13 protein-coding genes are annotated in these 13,604 nt (G+C 64.9%); 6 read left to right on the plus strand and 7 right to left on the minus strand.

Annotated features, from left to right (window positions below; genetic code table 11):
* Positions 1–11: 11 nt before the first annotated feature.
* From M2361_RS08760 to M2361_RS08775, 4 genes are read right to left on the minus strand one after another with little or no spacing between them, the layout of a single operon-like run.
* Positions 12–824 (minus strand): carbohydrate ABC transporter permease, encoded by an 813-nt coding sequence (locus M2361_RS08760; protein WP_100855963.1) that lies wholly within the window; start codon positions 822–824, stop codon positions 12–14.
* Positions 817–1,707 carry a carbohydrate ABC transporter permease gene (locus tag M2361_RS08765; RefSeq protein ID WP_050446975.1) on the minus strand — a complete coding sequence of 297 codons (891 nt, stop codon included), beginning with the start codon at positions 1,705–1,707 and terminating at the stop codon, positions 817–819. The genes M2361_RS08760 and M2361_RS08765 overlap by 8 nt, the downstream gene beginning before the upstream one ends.
* Positions 1,704–2,792 (minus strand): ABC transporter ATP-binding protein, encoded by a 1,089-nt coding sequence (locus M2361_RS08770; RefSeq protein WP_259248042.1) that lies wholly within the window; start codon positions 2,790–2,792, stop codon positions 1,704–1,706. Before M2361_RS08770 ends, M2361_RS08765 begins: the two co-directional genes overlap by 4 nt.
* Entirely contained in the window at positions 2,792–3,877 is a 1,086-nt protein-coding gene (locus M2361_RS08775) for an ABC transporter ATP-binding protein (protein WP_259248044.1), read from the minus strand. The genes M2361_RS08770 and M2361_RS08775 overlap by 1 nt, the downstream gene beginning before the upstream one ends.
* A gap of 211 nt (positions 3,878–4,088) precedes the next feature.
* Here M2361_RS08775 and M2361_RS08780 point away from each other — a divergent pair, with 211 nt between their 5' ends.
* Together M2361_RS08780 and M2361_RS08785 are read left to right on the plus strand one after the other, a co-directional pair.
* On the plus strand, positions 4,089–4,907 hold the full coding sequence (locus M2361_RS08780) for a DeoR/GlpR family DNA-binding transcription regulator (protein ID WP_259248046.1): 819 nt from the start codon (positions 4,089–4,091) through the stop codon (positions 4,905–4,907).
* On the plus strand, positions 4,904–6,499 hold the full coding sequence (locus M2361_RS08785; RefSeq protein WP_259248054.1) for a glycerol-3-phosphate dehydrogenase/oxidase: 1,596 nt from the start codon (positions 4,904–4,906) through the stop codon (positions 6,497–6,499). Before M2361_RS08780 ends, M2361_RS08785 begins: the two co-directional genes overlap by 4 nt.
* 414 nt (positions 6,500–6,913) lie before the next feature.
* Here M2361_RS08785 and M2361_RS08790 read toward each other — a convergent pair whose 3' ends face one another.
* The 3 genes from M2361_RS08790 to M2361_RS08800 form a co-directional block, all read right to left on the minus strand.
* Positions 6,914–7,513: an HD-GYP domain-containing protein gene (locus tag M2361_RS08790; protein ID WP_259248055.1), complete on the minus strand. Its 600-nt coding sequence runs from the start codon at positions 7,511–7,513 to the stop codon at positions 6,914–6,916.
* A 241-nt stretch (positions 7,514–7,754) separates the two neighbouring features.
* On the minus strand, positions 7,755–8,435 hold the full coding sequence (locus M2361_RS08795) for a type 1 glutamine amidotransferase domain-containing protein (protein WP_259248056.1): 681 nt from the start codon (positions 8,433–8,435) through the stop codon (positions 7,755–7,757).
* Between the two features lie 26 nt (positions 8,436–8,461).
* Positions 8,462–9,499, minus strand: coding sequence for an NADP-dependent oxidoreductase (locus M2361_RS08800; RefSeq protein ID WP_259248058.1), 1,038 nt, complete (start codon positions 9,497–9,499; stop codon positions 8,462–8,464).
* 160 nt (positions 9,500–9,659) lie between these two features.
* On the opposite strand from M2361_RS08800, the gene M2361_RS08805 reads away from it, so the two are divergent.
* The 4 genes from M2361_RS08805 to M2361_RS08820 all read left to right on the plus strand — a co-directional run bounded on the left by M2361_RS08805 (position 9,660) and on the right by M2361_RS08820 (position 13,565).
* The gene (locus M2361_RS08805; protein ID WP_259248060.1) at positions 9,660–10,409 is read left to right on the plus strand and encodes a TetR/AcrR family transcriptional regulator; all 750 of its coding nucleotides are present in this window, start codon (positions 9,660–9,662) and stop codon (positions 10,407–10,409) included.
* A 71-nt stretch (positions 10,410–10,480) separates the two neighbouring features.
* The gene (locus M2361_RS08810; protein WP_259249265.1) at positions 10,481–11,449 is read left to right on the plus strand and encodes an HlyD family secretion protein; all 969 of its coding nucleotides are present in this window, start codon (positions 10,481–10,483) and stop codon (positions 11,447–11,449) included.
* Positions 11,446–12,423, plus strand: coding sequence for an ABC transporter ATP-binding protein (locus tag M2361_RS08815; RefSeq protein WP_259248061.1), 978 nt, complete (start codon positions 11,446–11,448; stop codon positions 12,421–12,423). The genes M2361_RS08810 and M2361_RS08815 overlap by 4 nt, the downstream gene beginning before the upstream one ends.
* Positions 12,420–13,565, plus strand: coding sequence for an ABC transporter permease (locus M2361_RS08820; RefSeq protein WP_100855973.1), 1,146 nt, complete (start codon positions 12,420–12,422; stop codon positions 13,563–13,565). Before M2361_RS08815 ends, M2361_RS08820 begins: the two co-directional genes overlap by 4 nt.
* Positions 13,566–13,604: the final 39 nt, after the last annotated feature.

The following is a 13,604-nucleotide window of genomic DNA, read 5'->3' on the forward strand; positions in this document are numbered from 1 at the left end:
TCGGCCCCCTTCTACACGCGGCCCATCGCGAAACCCTTCGCGATGTAGTGGCGCACGAACCAGATGACGATGCCGCCGGGCACGATGGTCAACACACCGGCCGCCGCCAGCACGCCCCAATCCATGCCGGACGCCGACACGGTTCGGGTCATGGTGGCCACGATGGGCTTGGCGTTAACCGACGTCAGCGTGCGCGCCAGCAGCAATTCCACCCAGCTGAACATGAAGCAGAAGAACGCCGCCACGCCCACGCCCGACTTGATCAGCGGCAGGAAGATCGTCAGGAAAAACCGGGGAAAGGAATAGCCGTCCACATAAGCGGTTTCGTCGATTTCGCGCGGCACGCCGGACATGAAGCCTTCCAGAATCCACACGGCCAGCGGCACGTTGAACACCAGATGCGCCAGCGCCACGGCCAGGTGCGTGTCCATCAGCCCGAACGAACTGTAGAGCTGGAAGAACGGCAGCAGGAACACGGCGGGCGGCGTCATGCGGTTGGTCAGCAGCCAGAAGAACACGTGCTTGTCGCCGATGAAGCGGTAGCGCGAAAACGCATAGGCGGCGGGCAGCGCCACCGCCAGCGAGATCACCGTATTGATGACGACGTAGATCAGGGAATTGATGTAGCCCGAATACCAGGCGGGGTCGGTAAAGATGGTGCGGTAATGCTCGAACGTGAAGTCGCGCGGCCACAGCGTCAGCGTGCTGACGATTTCGGTATTGGTCTTGAACGACATGTTCAACATCCAATACAGCGGCAGCATCGCGAACACCAGGTACAGGATCAGGAAGGCGGAACGCCACCAGGTGGATTGGTCACGCATGGGGATGCTCCTCGTCGACGCCGCCGGTCGTGCCCGCGCGCTGCATCCAGTTGTAGAGGATGAAGCACAGCAGCAGGATGATCAGGAAGTAAATGATGGAGAACGCCGCGGCGGGGCCCAGGTCGAACTGGCCCACGGCCTTTTGCGTCAGGTACTGCGAGAGGAACGTCGTGGCGTTACCCGGCCCGCCGCCCGTCAGCACGAAGGGCTCGGTGTAGATCATGAAGCTGTCCATGAAGCGCAGCAGCACGGCGATCATCAACACGCCGCGCATCTTGGGCAGTTGGATATAGCGGAACACCGCCAGCCGTGACGCGCCGTCGATACGCGCCGCCTGGTAGTAGGCGTCGGGAATGGCGCGCAGGCCCGCATAGCACAGCAGCGCGACCAGCGGCGTCCAGTGCCACACGTCCATGACCAGCACGGTCACCCAGGCGTCCACGTCGTTGCCGGTGTAGTTGTAGTCCACCCCCAGCCACGACAAGGTCGCGCCCAACAGCCCGATGTCGGTGCGGCCGAACACCTGCCAGATGGTGCCCACCACGTTCCACGGAATCAGCAAGGACAGCGCAATGATCACCAGCACGGCCGACGCGCGCCAACCGCTGGCGGGCATGGACAGGGCAAGCAAGATGCCCAGCGGAATCTCAATGGCCAGCACCGCCAGCGAAAAGCCGATCTGGCGGAACAAGGCGCCATGCAGCTCTTCGTCTTGCAGCACGGCCGCAAACCACTCGGTGCCCACGAAGACGCGGCGGTCGGGGGCAATGATGTCTTGCACGGAATAATTGACGATGGTCATCAGCGGCAAGATGGCCGAGAACGCCACGCACAACACCACGGGTAAAACCAGGAACCAGGCCCGGTGATCGATGGGTTTCATGGGATCAGCACCTCGTCGCGGTAAAAGCAGGTGTGCGGATTCAGCACCGACAACCAGACGGTGCCGCCCACAGCTGTGGGCACGATGTTGCTGCCCAGGCGGGCGCGCACCGGCGTGCCTTCGAAGTCGGCCACCAGCAAGGTGTAGGTGCCCACGTCCTGAATACGCTCCACGCGCATGGGCACGGCGCCCGCCGCGTTCGCGTCCGTCACCCGCAGGTATTCCGGGCGCACGCCTAGTTTGATGGGGCCTGCATTGGCCAGCTTTGCAGCCACATCGGATGTGGCGCCTTGCACGCGCGCCTGCCCCACCCACAGCGCATCGTCGCGCCATTCTGCCGGCAGGAAGTTCATGCCGGGCGACCCGATGAAGTGGCCCACGAAGGTGTGCGCCGGCCGTTCGAAGAGATCGTCCGCGCTGCCCACCTGCACGGCGCGACCGCGCGCCATCACCATGACCTGGTCGGCAAACGTCAGCGCTTCGGTCTGGTCATGCGTCACGTAGATCAGCGTCAGCTTGAATTCGTGATGGATTTCCTTGAGCTTGCGCCGCAGCTCCCACTTCAGTTGCGGGTCAATCACGGTCAAGGGTTCGTCGAACAGAATGGCCGACACGTCGCTGCGCACCAGCCCACGGCCCAGCGATATCTTCTGCTTGGCGTCTGCCGTAAGGCCGCTGGCACGGCGATCCAGCACATGCGACATCTCCAGCATTTCGGCAATGCGGCCCACCCGTTCGCGGATGCGCTCGGGCGGCACGCCCCGGTTGCGCAGCGGAAAGGCCAGGTTGTCGGCCACCGTCATCGTGTCGTAGACCACCGGAAACTGGAACACCTGCGCGATGTTGCGCGCTTGCGGGGATTTGCCAGTGACGTCCTGGCCGTCGAACAAAATGCGCCCGTGCGAGGGGCGCAACAAGCCGGACACGCAGTTGAGCAAGGTGGTCTTGCCGCAGCCCGACGGGCCCAGCAAGGCATAGGCGCCGCCGTCGCGAAAGGTGAATTGCAGCGGCAGCAGTGCGTAGTCGTCGTCGGTCTTGGGGTCGGCGACGTAGGAATGGGAGAGGTCCAGCTCAATCTGCGCCATCAGGCCACCTCCCCTGCGCCGGCGGGCTGGCGCGGCGCGGCCAACAGCGCGCCGCTGACGTCGAAGGCATATGTCTGGGCCGGGTCGAAATACAGTTGCACGCGCTCGTCCAAGGTGTAGCGGTGCACGCCGGGCAGTTGCGCTACCACGTCGCCCGCGGCGGTTTCCGCATGCACGAAGGTGTCGGAGCCTGAGATTTCAGCCAGCTTCACCACGCCGGCCAGGCCGATATGGCCCGGGCGCGGCTCCACGTCCAGCGCGCCCGCGCGCAGGCCCGCCGTGATGTCGGCGCCCGCCTGCGCAGGCAGGCTGCGGTCAACCGCCACCTGGCCTTGCAGGACAAAACCCGTGTCCGTGCGCCGGGCCGCGAACAGATTCATGGGCGGATCGCTGAACGCGCGCGCCACGCGGATGGAATTGGGGCGGTGAAAGACCTCGGCGGTGGGACCGTATTGCAGCAGTTCACCCGCGTCCAGCACGGCGGTGTGGCCGCCCAGCAACAGGGCTTCGCCGGGTTCGGTCGTGGCGTAGACCACGGTGGAACGCCCTTCGGCGAACAATTCCGAAAGCTCGTCGCGCAGTTCTTCGCGCAGCTTGTAATCCAGGTTGACCAGGGGCTCGTCCAGCAGGATCAAGGGCGCGTCCTTGACCAAGGCCCGGGCCAGCGCCACGCGCTGTTGTTGCCCGCCCGACAATTCAGACGGGTAGCGGGCCAGCAGGTGGTCGATGTGCAGCCGGACCGCCATGGCGCGGACTTTTTCGCGGATGTCCTTTTCGCCGCGCAGCTTCAGCGGCGACGCGATGTTGTCGTAGACCGACATGGACGGGTAATTGATGAACTGCTGGTAGACCATGGCGACGTTGCGCTGGCGCACGGGCACGCCCGTGACGTCCACGCCGTCAACCAGCACGCGGCCTTCGGTGGGTCGGTCCAGCCCGGCCATGATGCGCATCAACGAGGTTTTTCCCGCCAGGGTCACCCCCAGCAGCACCGTCATGGCTCCCGGCACGGGGGCCAGGCTCATGGGAGTCAGGTGCGTTTGCGAACCGGCTCGCAAACCTATCCTGTCCAAGGTCAGCTGCATCTAGTCTCCTCAACCTACTTATATGTCCCTGTTTTAAAAACGGACTTCGGTATTCGGTACAGCGCCCCAGCCGCTACGCGCAATGGCGTAACAGGATGAGCATACTCTTTCAGGTGGCTTTCGTTTTTTTTGCGTTTTACCCAAGAAGCGAACAAAAAACAATCTTGCAGTGCGGCATTATTTTTCGCTTTTGTTGTTTTATCATGCGAATATGACACTGAATCCACGACAGAGCGCGTTGGTCGAAATGGTGCGAGCCCAAGGCTCGGCCACGATCGAAGAGCTCGCCAAACGCTTTGACGTCACGCTGCAGACCGTGCGGCGCGACGTCAACATCCTTTCTGAAGCCGGCATGCTGTCGCGCTTTCATGGTGGCGTGCGCATCGAAGCGTCCACCATCGAGAACATCGCCTACCGCAAACGCCAGGGGTTGCATGCGGCGGGCAAGCAGCGCATTGCCGAAGCCGTGGCGCGCGCCGTGCCGGACGGCTGTTCGCTGATCTTGAACATCGGCACCACCACCGAAGCCATCGCGCGCGCCCTGCTGCGCCATCGTGGCCTGCGCGTCATTACGAACAATCTGCATGTGGCGGACATCCTGTCCGACAACCCGGACTGCGAAGTCATCGTGGCCGGCGGCGTGGTGCGTTCGCGCGACCGCGGCATCGTGGGCGAAGCCACGATGGATTTCATCCGCCAGTTCAAGGTGGATATCGGCCTGATCGGCATTTCGGGCATTGAAGCCGACGGCACGCTGCGCGACTACGACTTCCGCGAAGTGCGGGTGGCGCGAACCATCATCGAACAATCGCGCGAAGTCTGGCTGGCCGCCGACAGCAGCAAATTCAAACGCCAGGCCATGGTGGAACTGGCGCATATCTCGCAAATCGACCGATTCTTTACCGACGCGCACCCGCAGGAACCACTGGCGCAGGTGCTGCTGGATTCCGGCGTGCGCTGCGAAGTCGCGGCCGCGCCCAACGGGGCCGGCGTAGAGCTCCCCACGAATACCTCAGCATCCGACCTATGAACCAACCGCTAGCCAACGTCACCCCGCCCGATCGCAACCGCCTGCTGTCCACGCTGGACAACACGCCGTCCTGGGACGTCATCGTCATCGGTGGCGGCGCAACGGGCCTGGGCACCGCCGTGGACGCCGCCGCGCGCGGCTACCGCACCCTGCTGATCGAAGGCGCCGACTTCGCCAAGGGCACGTCCAGCAAGGCCACCAAGCTGGTACACGGCGGCGTGCGCTATCTGGCCCAAGGCAATGTCAGCCTGGTGCGCGAAGCGCTGCACGAGCGTGGCTTGCTGAATCGCAACGCGCCGCACCTGGTGTGGCCGCTGGGCTTTGTGGTGCCCGCCTACAACCTGTTCGACCAGCCCTTCTACGGCATCGGCCTGAAGATGTACGACATGCTGGCCGGCAAACTGAACCTGGCGCCCAGCCGCTGGTTGTCGCGCCGCGACACGCTGGCCAACGCGCCTACGCTGGCGGAAAACGTCAACGGACGCGGTTTGAAAGGCGGCGTGCTGTATTACGACGGCCAGTTCGATGACGCGCGCCTGGCGATGAGCCTGATGCGCACGCTGTTCGACCTGGGCGGCACGGCCGTGAACTATGTGCGCGCCACGGGGCTGAGCACCAGCAATGGCAAGGTTGACGGCGTGACCGCGCAAGATGTGATTGGCGGCACCAGCTTCTCGTTGCGCGCGCGTTGCGTGATCAACGCCACCGGTGTCTGGGTGGACGCCGTGCGCCGCATGGAAGACAAGAACGCGGCCACGATGGTGGCACCCAGCCAGGGCGTGCACCTGACCTTGCCGCAAGAGTTCCTGCCCGGCAAACGCGCCATCCTTATCCCGAAGACCGACGACGGCCGTGTGCTGTTCGTGGTGCCATGGAACGGCCACACCATCGTGGGCACCACCGACACGCCGCGCGGCGATCTGCCGCTGGACCCGGAAGCCGGCGCGCAGGATGTGGACTTCATCCTGAGCACCGCCGCGCGCTACCTCAGCCGCAAGCCGACCCGCGACGACGTCACCAGCGTCTGGTCGGGCCTGCGTCCGCTGGTCAAGGCCACGGGCGAGGCGTCGACCAAGCAGTTGTCGCGCGAGCACACGATTTTGGTGTCCAACGCGGGACTGGTGACGGTAACGGGCGGCAAGTGGACGACCTACCGCCGCATGGCGCAGGACGTGGTGGACACGGCGATTCAACATCAACTGTTGACGCAGGCAACGTGCCGGACCGAATCGCTGCCGCTGCACGGCGCGGCGGGCCTGGCGCCGTCCGAAGAGCATGCAGGAACGCCGGACAGCTACTACGGCAGCGATCTTGCGGTGCTGAAAGCGCTGCCGGGTGCTGATCGCATGCTGGTCAAGGCCAGCGGCTTGTCGGAAGCGCACGTACGCTTCGCGGCGCGCTATGAGTTGGCGCGCAGCGCCGAGGACGTGCTGGCCCGCCGCAACCGCGCGCTGTTTTTGGACGCGGAAGCCGCCATGCTGGCCGCCCCCGAGGTCGCGCGCATCCTTGCGGAAGAGCTGGGCCACGACGCAGCCTGGCAACAACGCACGCTGCAAGAGTTGGCCACGGTAGCAAAAACGTATCGACTGTAGGATGGGTGAAGCGCGGGAAAGCCTTTAAAAGAACCCTGACGCGAAACGCGCGTAACCCATCAGCAACCGCAAAGTTCTTGCCGAAGGTGGAATTCATCGACGGTTGCTTGATGGGTTACGCGCGGCATAGGCCGGCTTTCTTTGGGCTGATGTCTCGCGCTTCACCCATCCTACGTAAGACGCCCGCTGCCGTAGGATGGGTGAAGCGCGCGGAAGCCTTTTAAAAGCACCCTGACGCGAAACGCGCGTAACCCATCAGCAACCGCAAAGTTCTTGCCGAAGGTGGAATTCATCCACGGTTGCTTGATGGGTTACGCGCGGCACAGGCCAGCTTTCTTCGGGCTGATTTCTCGCGCTTCACCCATCCTACGAATGAAGCGCCTGCGCCCATACGCATGAAACGCCCGCTGCGGTTCACGGCACCCGCAGCCTGCTCGTTTCTATCATCGCTTCGAACACGCGCAACAGATCCGGGTCGCACTTGGCACCGGCTTCGCGGTGCAAGATCCGCATGATCTCGGTATGCCCACGCGCGGGGTGATACGGGCGTGCGTCGCCTAGCGCATCGTAAGAATCGGCCAGCGAAATAATGCGCGATAGCATCGGAATGTCGTGTCCGTGCAGGCCGGCCGGATAACCGGAGCCATCGAAATGCTCGTGATGGTGGCGTACCGCTTGCGCGATCAGGTCGCGTTGCGGCATCGCGCTGTGCAAGATGATGTCGGCGCCGACCGCCGCGTGGGACTTCATGATTTCCCAGTCTTCGCCTTCCAGGCGATTCGGAGAAAACAGCACGCGATCCGGCGTGCCGATCTTGCCCACATCATGCAACCGCGCGGCCACGGCGGCGGCCTGTTGTTCGTCTTCGGACAGGCCGCAGGCCTGCGCCAGCGCCACGCTTAGGGCGACCACACGGCCGCAATGTCGGCCGGTGGCCGGGTCGCGCGCCTGCATGGCGGCGAACAGCGCGGCCTCGCAGGAACCTGCTGGTGTTTCGGGTACGTCGGGGGGCATCAGGAAAGGTGCGCAGCGGCTCGGTTGAGCGGCGCACTTGTGTCGGAAAGTAGCGATTCTGACACAGTGCGCACCAATCCTGACGAAACAGAGCAGCGTTGGGAGAGCGGCGCAGATTCAATATCCGCGCGCCTCCGCGCCATGTGGCGTTGTGAAGAACTTCAGTGGTTCGGCGTTTCGGCGTTTCGGCGTTTCGGCGCTTCTTCGCTTCTGCACCTCTGCGCTTCTGCGCTTCAGTGCTTCAGTGCTTCAAACGCTCAAGCAGCGCTTCTGCCACGCCCACGGACGACGCCGGGTTCTGTCCCGTGACCAACAAGCCGTCGCACACCACATGCGGCTGCCAATCCGGACCACGGCTGTACAGCCCGCCCAAGTGCGTCAGTTCGTCTTCCACCAGGAACGGCACCACATCGGTCAACTGCACCGCTGCCTCTTCGCTGTTGGAAAAGCCCGTTATCTGCCGCCCTTGCACCAAGGGCTTGCCGTCCGCCGTCTTGGCGTGACGCAACACGCCGGGCGCATGGCACACGGCGGACACCGGCTTGCCCGCGGCCAGCATGGTTTCGATCAGTGCAACCGACTTGGCGTCTTCCGCCAGATCCCACAGCGGGCCATGGCCGCCGGGATAGAACACCGCGTCGAAGTCCGCCGCCTGCATGTCGGCCAGCCGCTGCGTGTTGGCCAGGACGCGCTGCGCGTCGGCGTCCTGGCGGAAACGGCGCGTGGCGTCCGTCTGCGCGTCGGGGTCGTCGCTCTTGGGGTCCAACGGCGGCTGGCCGCCCTTGGGCGACGCCAGCGTGACCGCCGCGCCCGCGTCAACGAACGCGTAATACGGCGCGGCAAACTCTTCCAGCCAGAAGCCCGTCTTGCGGCCGGTGTCGCCCAGCGTGTCGTGGGAAGTCAGCACGATCAGGATTTTCATGTTTCGCTCCGATTGCGTGTACGCGCTTATTCGTCCGGGCCGACGCGCACAATGCGCTTGCCGGCGTTTTCGCCCTTGAGCAGGCCGATCAGGCCGCGCGGCGCGTTCTCCAAGCCCTCGACCACGTCTTCGCGATACTTGATGCGGCCTTGTGCAATCAAGCCTTCCATGGCTTCGCGGAATTCGCCATAGCGGTGTGCGTATTCGTTGAAGATGATGAAGCCCTGCACCTTCAGCCGCTTGGTCAGAATGTTGCGCATCAACAGCGCCAGGCGGTCCGGGCCATCGGGCAGGCTGGTGGCGTTGTAGGCCGAGATCAAGCCGCAGACCGGCACGCGGGCGCGCGGGTTCAGCAGCGGCAGCACGGCATCAAACACCGCGCCGCCCACGTTTTCGAAGTACACGTCAATGCCCTGCGGCACGGCGCGCGCCAGACGGCCGGCCAGGTCAGGCGACTTGTGGTCCAGGCAGTCGTCAAAGCCCAGTTCGTCGACCACGTAGCGGCATTTGTCCGCGCCGCCCGCAATGCCAACGACCTTGCAGCCGTGGATTTTCGCGATCTGCCCCACCACCGCGCCCACCGCGCCGCTGGCCGCGGCCACCACCACGGTTTCGCCGGCCTTGGGCTGGCCGATGTCCAGCAGCCCCATGTAGCCCGTGAAACCGGGCATGCCCAGCACGCCCAGCGAATACGACGGATGTTGTGGCTTGGGGCCCAGGCGCAGCAGACCGGCGCCGTCGGACAAGGCGTAGTCCTGCCAGCCGGATTGGGCCAATACCCATTCACCGGGCTGGTAATCAGGGTGATTGGACGCCTGCACGCGGGTCACCGTGCCGCCCACCATGGGCTGGCCGACCTGCACGGGTTCGGCGTAGGAAGGCGCGTCGCTCATGCGGCCGCGCATGTAGGGGTCCAGAGACAGGTACACGGTGCGCAGCAGCACCTGACCGGGGCCGGGCTGCGGGACCTCGCCCGTTTCCAGGCGGAAATCGCTATCGGTGGGCTCGCCATGCGGGCGGGCAGCAAGCACGATGCGGCGGTTGATGGATGGGGATTGCGTCATGAAGTCCAGCCTCCTGGGAAGCTGCCCAGGCCTTGCAGGCAAGGCCCGGGCGGCAGATTGGGGAACCGAGCCATTACACCATCGTTGCCCACCGCCCTGCGTTTCAACATTTAATGCCGGCCCCTTTTAATTAATTAAATACTTAATTAAACTGCCCGCCATGTGCCCAACCCCTTCCGCCCCCACCCGCCGCCCCGGCCGCCCCGCACGTGCCGCCGGCCCCGACAACGCCGCCATGCGCGCCCAATTGCTGGACATCGCCACCGGCCTGTTCGCCGCGCAGGGCGTGGCGGCCACCACCATCGCGCAGATCGCCCAACGCGCCACCGTCACCCCGGCGATGCTGCACTACTACTTCAAAAGCCGCGACCAATTGATCGATGCCGTGGTGCTGGAACGGGTCGTGCCGGTGATTGGCTATGTCTGGGCGCCGGTGCGGCTGGCCTCGGAATCGGGTCCTGATGCCGACAGCAACCCCGACATCGACCTCGCCACGGCGGCGCGCGGCTACCTGACGGAAATCGTGAATCGCATCGTGCAAAGCGCGACGGAGCGACCGTGGTTGCCGGCGTTGTGGATGCATGAAGTGGTGAATGAAGGCGGGCAACTGCGTGAACGGGTGCTGCCTCACCTGCCCACCGACCGGCTGGCCGCCTTTGCCGGAATGATCGGCCAGGCCCAGCAGCAAGGCGCGATCACGCCCGGCGTTGAACCCCGGCTGGTGTTTCTTTCCATTCTTGGCCTGACCCTGTTGCCGCTGGCTACGTCCAACCTGTGGCGCCGCATCTGGCAAGGCGACGCCCAGGCGCAAGCCATCGATACCCAGGCGATCGCGGCGCACGCCATTGCCATGCTGACCGGCGGCCTGTTTTCGCCGCCTGCCCCGTCTTCCGATACCGCTCGCCCATGAGGATGCCCGCCATGAGGATTTCCACCATGAGGACGCCGACCCTGTGGTTGCCCACCCTGAAGATGCCGACCATGCTCGCCCGCCCTATCCTGCTTCGATTCCTGCCCGGCCTGCCGGTGTTGACCTTGCTGTTGGCCGGCTGCGGCCAGGACAGCACGCCGTTCTACCAGGGGTATGTGGAAGGCGACTACGTGTATGTGGCCTCGTCCGAAGCCGGCCGCCTGGATGCGCTGGACGTCAAGCGCGGGCAGCAGGTCAGCGCCGACGCGCCGCTGTTTGCGCTGGAAGCCACGCGCGAACGCGCCGCCCGTGATGAGGCCAGTGCGCAGTTGGCGGCCGCCACCGCGCAATTGGAAGACATCGCGACCGGCAAGCGGCCGGCGGAAATCGACGTCAGCCGCGCGCAACTGGCGCAAGCCGAGGCCGCCAGCCGCCGCTCGGCCGCGCAACTGCAACGCGATACGGCGCAGTACCGCATCGGCGGCATTGCGCGCGCGCAGTTGGACGACAGCCGTGAACAGGCGCAGTCGGACGCCGCCCGCGTGCGCGAACTGCGCGCCCAACTGGAAGTGGCCAACCTGCCCGGCCGCGACGACCAGCGCCGCGCGCAGGCCGCCCAAGTTGCGGCCGCACGCGCCGCGCTGGCGCAGGCGGAATGGACCTTGGCGCAAAAGCAGTTGGGCGCGCCGGCCGCGGGCCAAGTGTTCGACACCATGTACCGCGTGGGCGAATGGGTGCCCGCGGGCAGCCCCGTGGTCAGCCTGCTGCCGCCCGGCAATGTGAAGGTGCGCTTCTTCGTGCCCGAAACCGTGGTGGGCACACTGAAGACCGGCCAGACGGCCACGCTGCGCTGCGACGGCTGCGGCGACCCCATCCCCGTGCATATCGACTACGTGTCTGACCAGGCCGAATACACCCCGCCCGTCATCTACAGCCGCGAAAGCCGCAGCAAGCTGGTCTACATGGTTGAAGCGCGCCCCGCGCCGGACGCCGCCGCGCGGCTGCATCCTGGACAACCGGTCGAGGCGACGCTGCAATGAACACGTCCGCCTCAACCGCGACGCAAAACGGTGCGCCCGAACCCGGCAAGGCCGTGATTGACGTGCGCGGCCTGAACAAGCGCTTTGGCGACAAGCATGTGGTCAACGACGTATCGCTGCGTGTTCAAGAAGGCGAGATCTTCGGCTTTCTAGGCCCCAACGGCAGCGGCAAGACCACCTGCATCCGCTTGATGTGCGGGTTGCTGACGCCGGACTCCGGCAGCGGCACCTGCCTGGGCTACGACATTGTTCAAGACAGCGCCCAGATCAAGCGCCACGTGGGCTACATGACGCAGAAGTTTTCGTACTGGGATGACCTGACCATCCGCGAAAACCTGGACTTTGTGGCGCGCATGTACGGCATGCCGCAACGCAGGCAGACGGTGGACCGCGCCCTGGAAGACCTGGGCCTGCACACCCGCGCCAACCAGTTGACGGGGTCGCTGTCGGGCGGCTGGAAGCAGAGGATGGCGCTGGCCGCCTGCCTGCTGCACGAACCGCGCCTGCTGCTGCTGGACGAACCCACGGCGGGTGTGGACCCGACCGCGCGGCGCGACTTCTGGGAGCAACTGCATGAGCTGGCCGCGCGCGGCATCTCGGTGCTGGTCAGCACGCACTACATGGACGAAGCCGAACGCTGCCACAAGCTGGCCTATATCTCGTACGGCAAGCTGCTGACGCAAGGCACGGCCGAACAGGTAATTGCGGAACAGCGCCTGTCCACCTTTGCCATTCACGGCCACAACCTGGTGCCGCTGGGCCAGCGCCTGCGCAGCGCGCCGGGCGTGGACCAGACCGTGGCGTTTGGCTCGGCGTTGCATGTCAGCGGCCAGGACGCGGATCTGCTGGAACGCACGCTGCGCGAGGCCATCCGTGGCCAGGACCTGCGCCTGGAACGCATCGACACCAGCCTGGAAGACGTCTTCATCTACCTGATGAACCGGTCCACCGACAACTTCGCGAGCCCCCCATGATGCGCGCCATGCAAGGCTTTTCCTGGGCGCGCTGGTGGAGCATGGTGCTGAAGGAATTTCTGCAACTGCGCCGCGACCGCATCACCTTCGGCATGATCGTGGGCCTGCCGATCATGCAGTTGGCGCTGTTTGGCTACGCCATCAACACCGACCCCAAGCAGATGCCCACGGCCGTCATCACGGCCGACCACAGCCCCTTCACGCGCAGCTTCATCGCGGCGATGAAGTCGTCCGACTACTTCCACATCACCGAAGAACTGGACAACGAAGAAGCCGGCCGCGCCGCGCTGGCGCAAGGCCGCGTGCTGTTCGTGGTGACCATTCCGCCGGATTTTTCGCGGCGGCTGTTGCGCGGCGAACGCCCCGCCCTGTTGATCGAGGCCGATGCCACCGACCCCATGGCCACCGGCATGGCGATTGGCGCGGCCACGCAATTGACGCAAGCCGTGGCGCAGAAAGACCTGACCGGGCCGCTGGCCGGGCTGGCGGGCGGGCAGCCGCCTTTCGACGTGCGCGTGCACCAGCTCTACAACGAAGAGCAGATCTCGCAATACAACACGGTGCCCGGCCTGATGGGCGTGATATTGACGATGACCTTGGTGATGATGACGGGCCTGGCCATGACGCGCGAACGCGAGCGCGGCACGATGGAGAACCTGCTGTCGATGCCGGTGCGCCCGCTTGAAGTCATGACCGGCAAGATCGTGCCCTACATCGCCATCGGGCTGATCCAGGCCACCATCATCCTGCTGGCCGCGCACTTCGTTTTCCATGTGCCTATCCTGGGCAGCCTGCTGTCCGTGTACCTGGCGGCGCTGCTGTTCGTGGCGGCGAACCTGACGGTGGGCATCACGCTGTCGTCACTGGCGCAGAACCAGTTGCAGGCCATGCAGCTGACCATGTTTTATTTCCTGCCCAACATGCTGCTGTCCGGGTTCATGTTCCCGTTTCAGGGCATGCCGATGTGGGCGCAATACCTGGGCAACCTGCTGCCGCTGACGCACTTCAACCGGCTGATACGCGGCATCCTGCTCAAGGGCAACGGCTGGTGGGACCTGTGGCCCAGCATCTGGCCGCTGATGCTGTTCACCGCGGTCGTCATGACCGCCGCCGTGAAGTTCTATCGCCGAACCCTGGATTGACGCGCCATGCCACGCCTTGCCTTATCGCCTATCTACTCT

This window comes from Achromobacter sp. JUb104, assembly GCF_024806975.1.
Lineage (GTDB): Bacteria > Pseudomonadota > Gammaproteobacteria > Burkholderiales > Burkholderiaceae_B > Achromobacter > Achromobacter spanius.

Coding starts and splice junctions, on each gene's coding strand:
- M2361_RS08790 (WP_259248055.1), bottom strand. CDS start 7,513: ATGCCCCCCGACGTACCCGAAACACCAGCAGGTTCCTGCGAGGCCGCG.
- M2361_RS08800 (WP_259248058.1), bottom strand. CDS start 9,499: ATGACGCAATCCCCATCCATCAACCGCCGCATCGTGCTTGCTGCCCGC.
- M2361_RS08780 (WP_259248046.1), top strand. CDS start 4,089: ATGACACTGAATCCACGACAGAGCGCGTTGGTCGAAATGGTGCGAGCC.
- M2361_RS08765 (WP_050446975.1), bottom strand. CDS start 1,707: ATGAAACCCATCGATCACCGGGCCTGGTTCCTGGTTTTACCCGTGGTG.
- M2361_RS08770 (WP_259248042.1), bottom strand. CDS start 2,792: ATGGCGCAGATTGAGCTGGACCTCTCCCATTCCTACGTCGCCGACCCC.
- M2361_RS08810 (WP_259249265.1), top strand. CDS start 10,481: ATGCTCGCCCGCCCTATCCTGCTTCGATTCCTGCCCGGCCTGCCGGTG.
- M2361_RS08805 (WP_259248060.1), top strand. CDS start 9,660: ATGTGCCCAACCCCTTCCGCCCCCACCCGCCGCCCCGGCCGCCCCGCA.
- M2361_RS08795 (WP_259248056.1), bottom strand. CDS start 8,435: ATGAAAATCCTGATCGTGCTGACTTCCCACGACACGCTGGGCGACACC.
- M2361_RS08820 (WP_100855973.1), top strand. CDS start 12,420: ATGATGCGCGCCATGCAAGGCTTTTCCTGGGCGCGCTGGTGGAGCATG.
- M2361_RS08815 (WP_259248061.1), top strand. CDS start 11,446: ATGAACACGTCCGCCTCAACCGCGACGCAAAACGGTGCGCCCGAACCC.
- M2361_RS08785 (WP_259248054.1), top strand. CDS start 4,904: ATGAACCAACCGCTAGCCAACGTCACCCCGCCCGATCGCAACCGCCTG.
- M2361_RS08775 (WP_259248044.1), bottom strand. CDS start 3,877: ATGCAGCTGACCTTGGACAGGATAGGTTTGCGAGCCGGTTCGCAAACG.
- M2361_RS08760 (WP_100855963.1), bottom strand. CDS start 824: ATGCGTGACCAATCCACCTGGTGGCGTTCCGCCTTCCTGATCCTGTAC.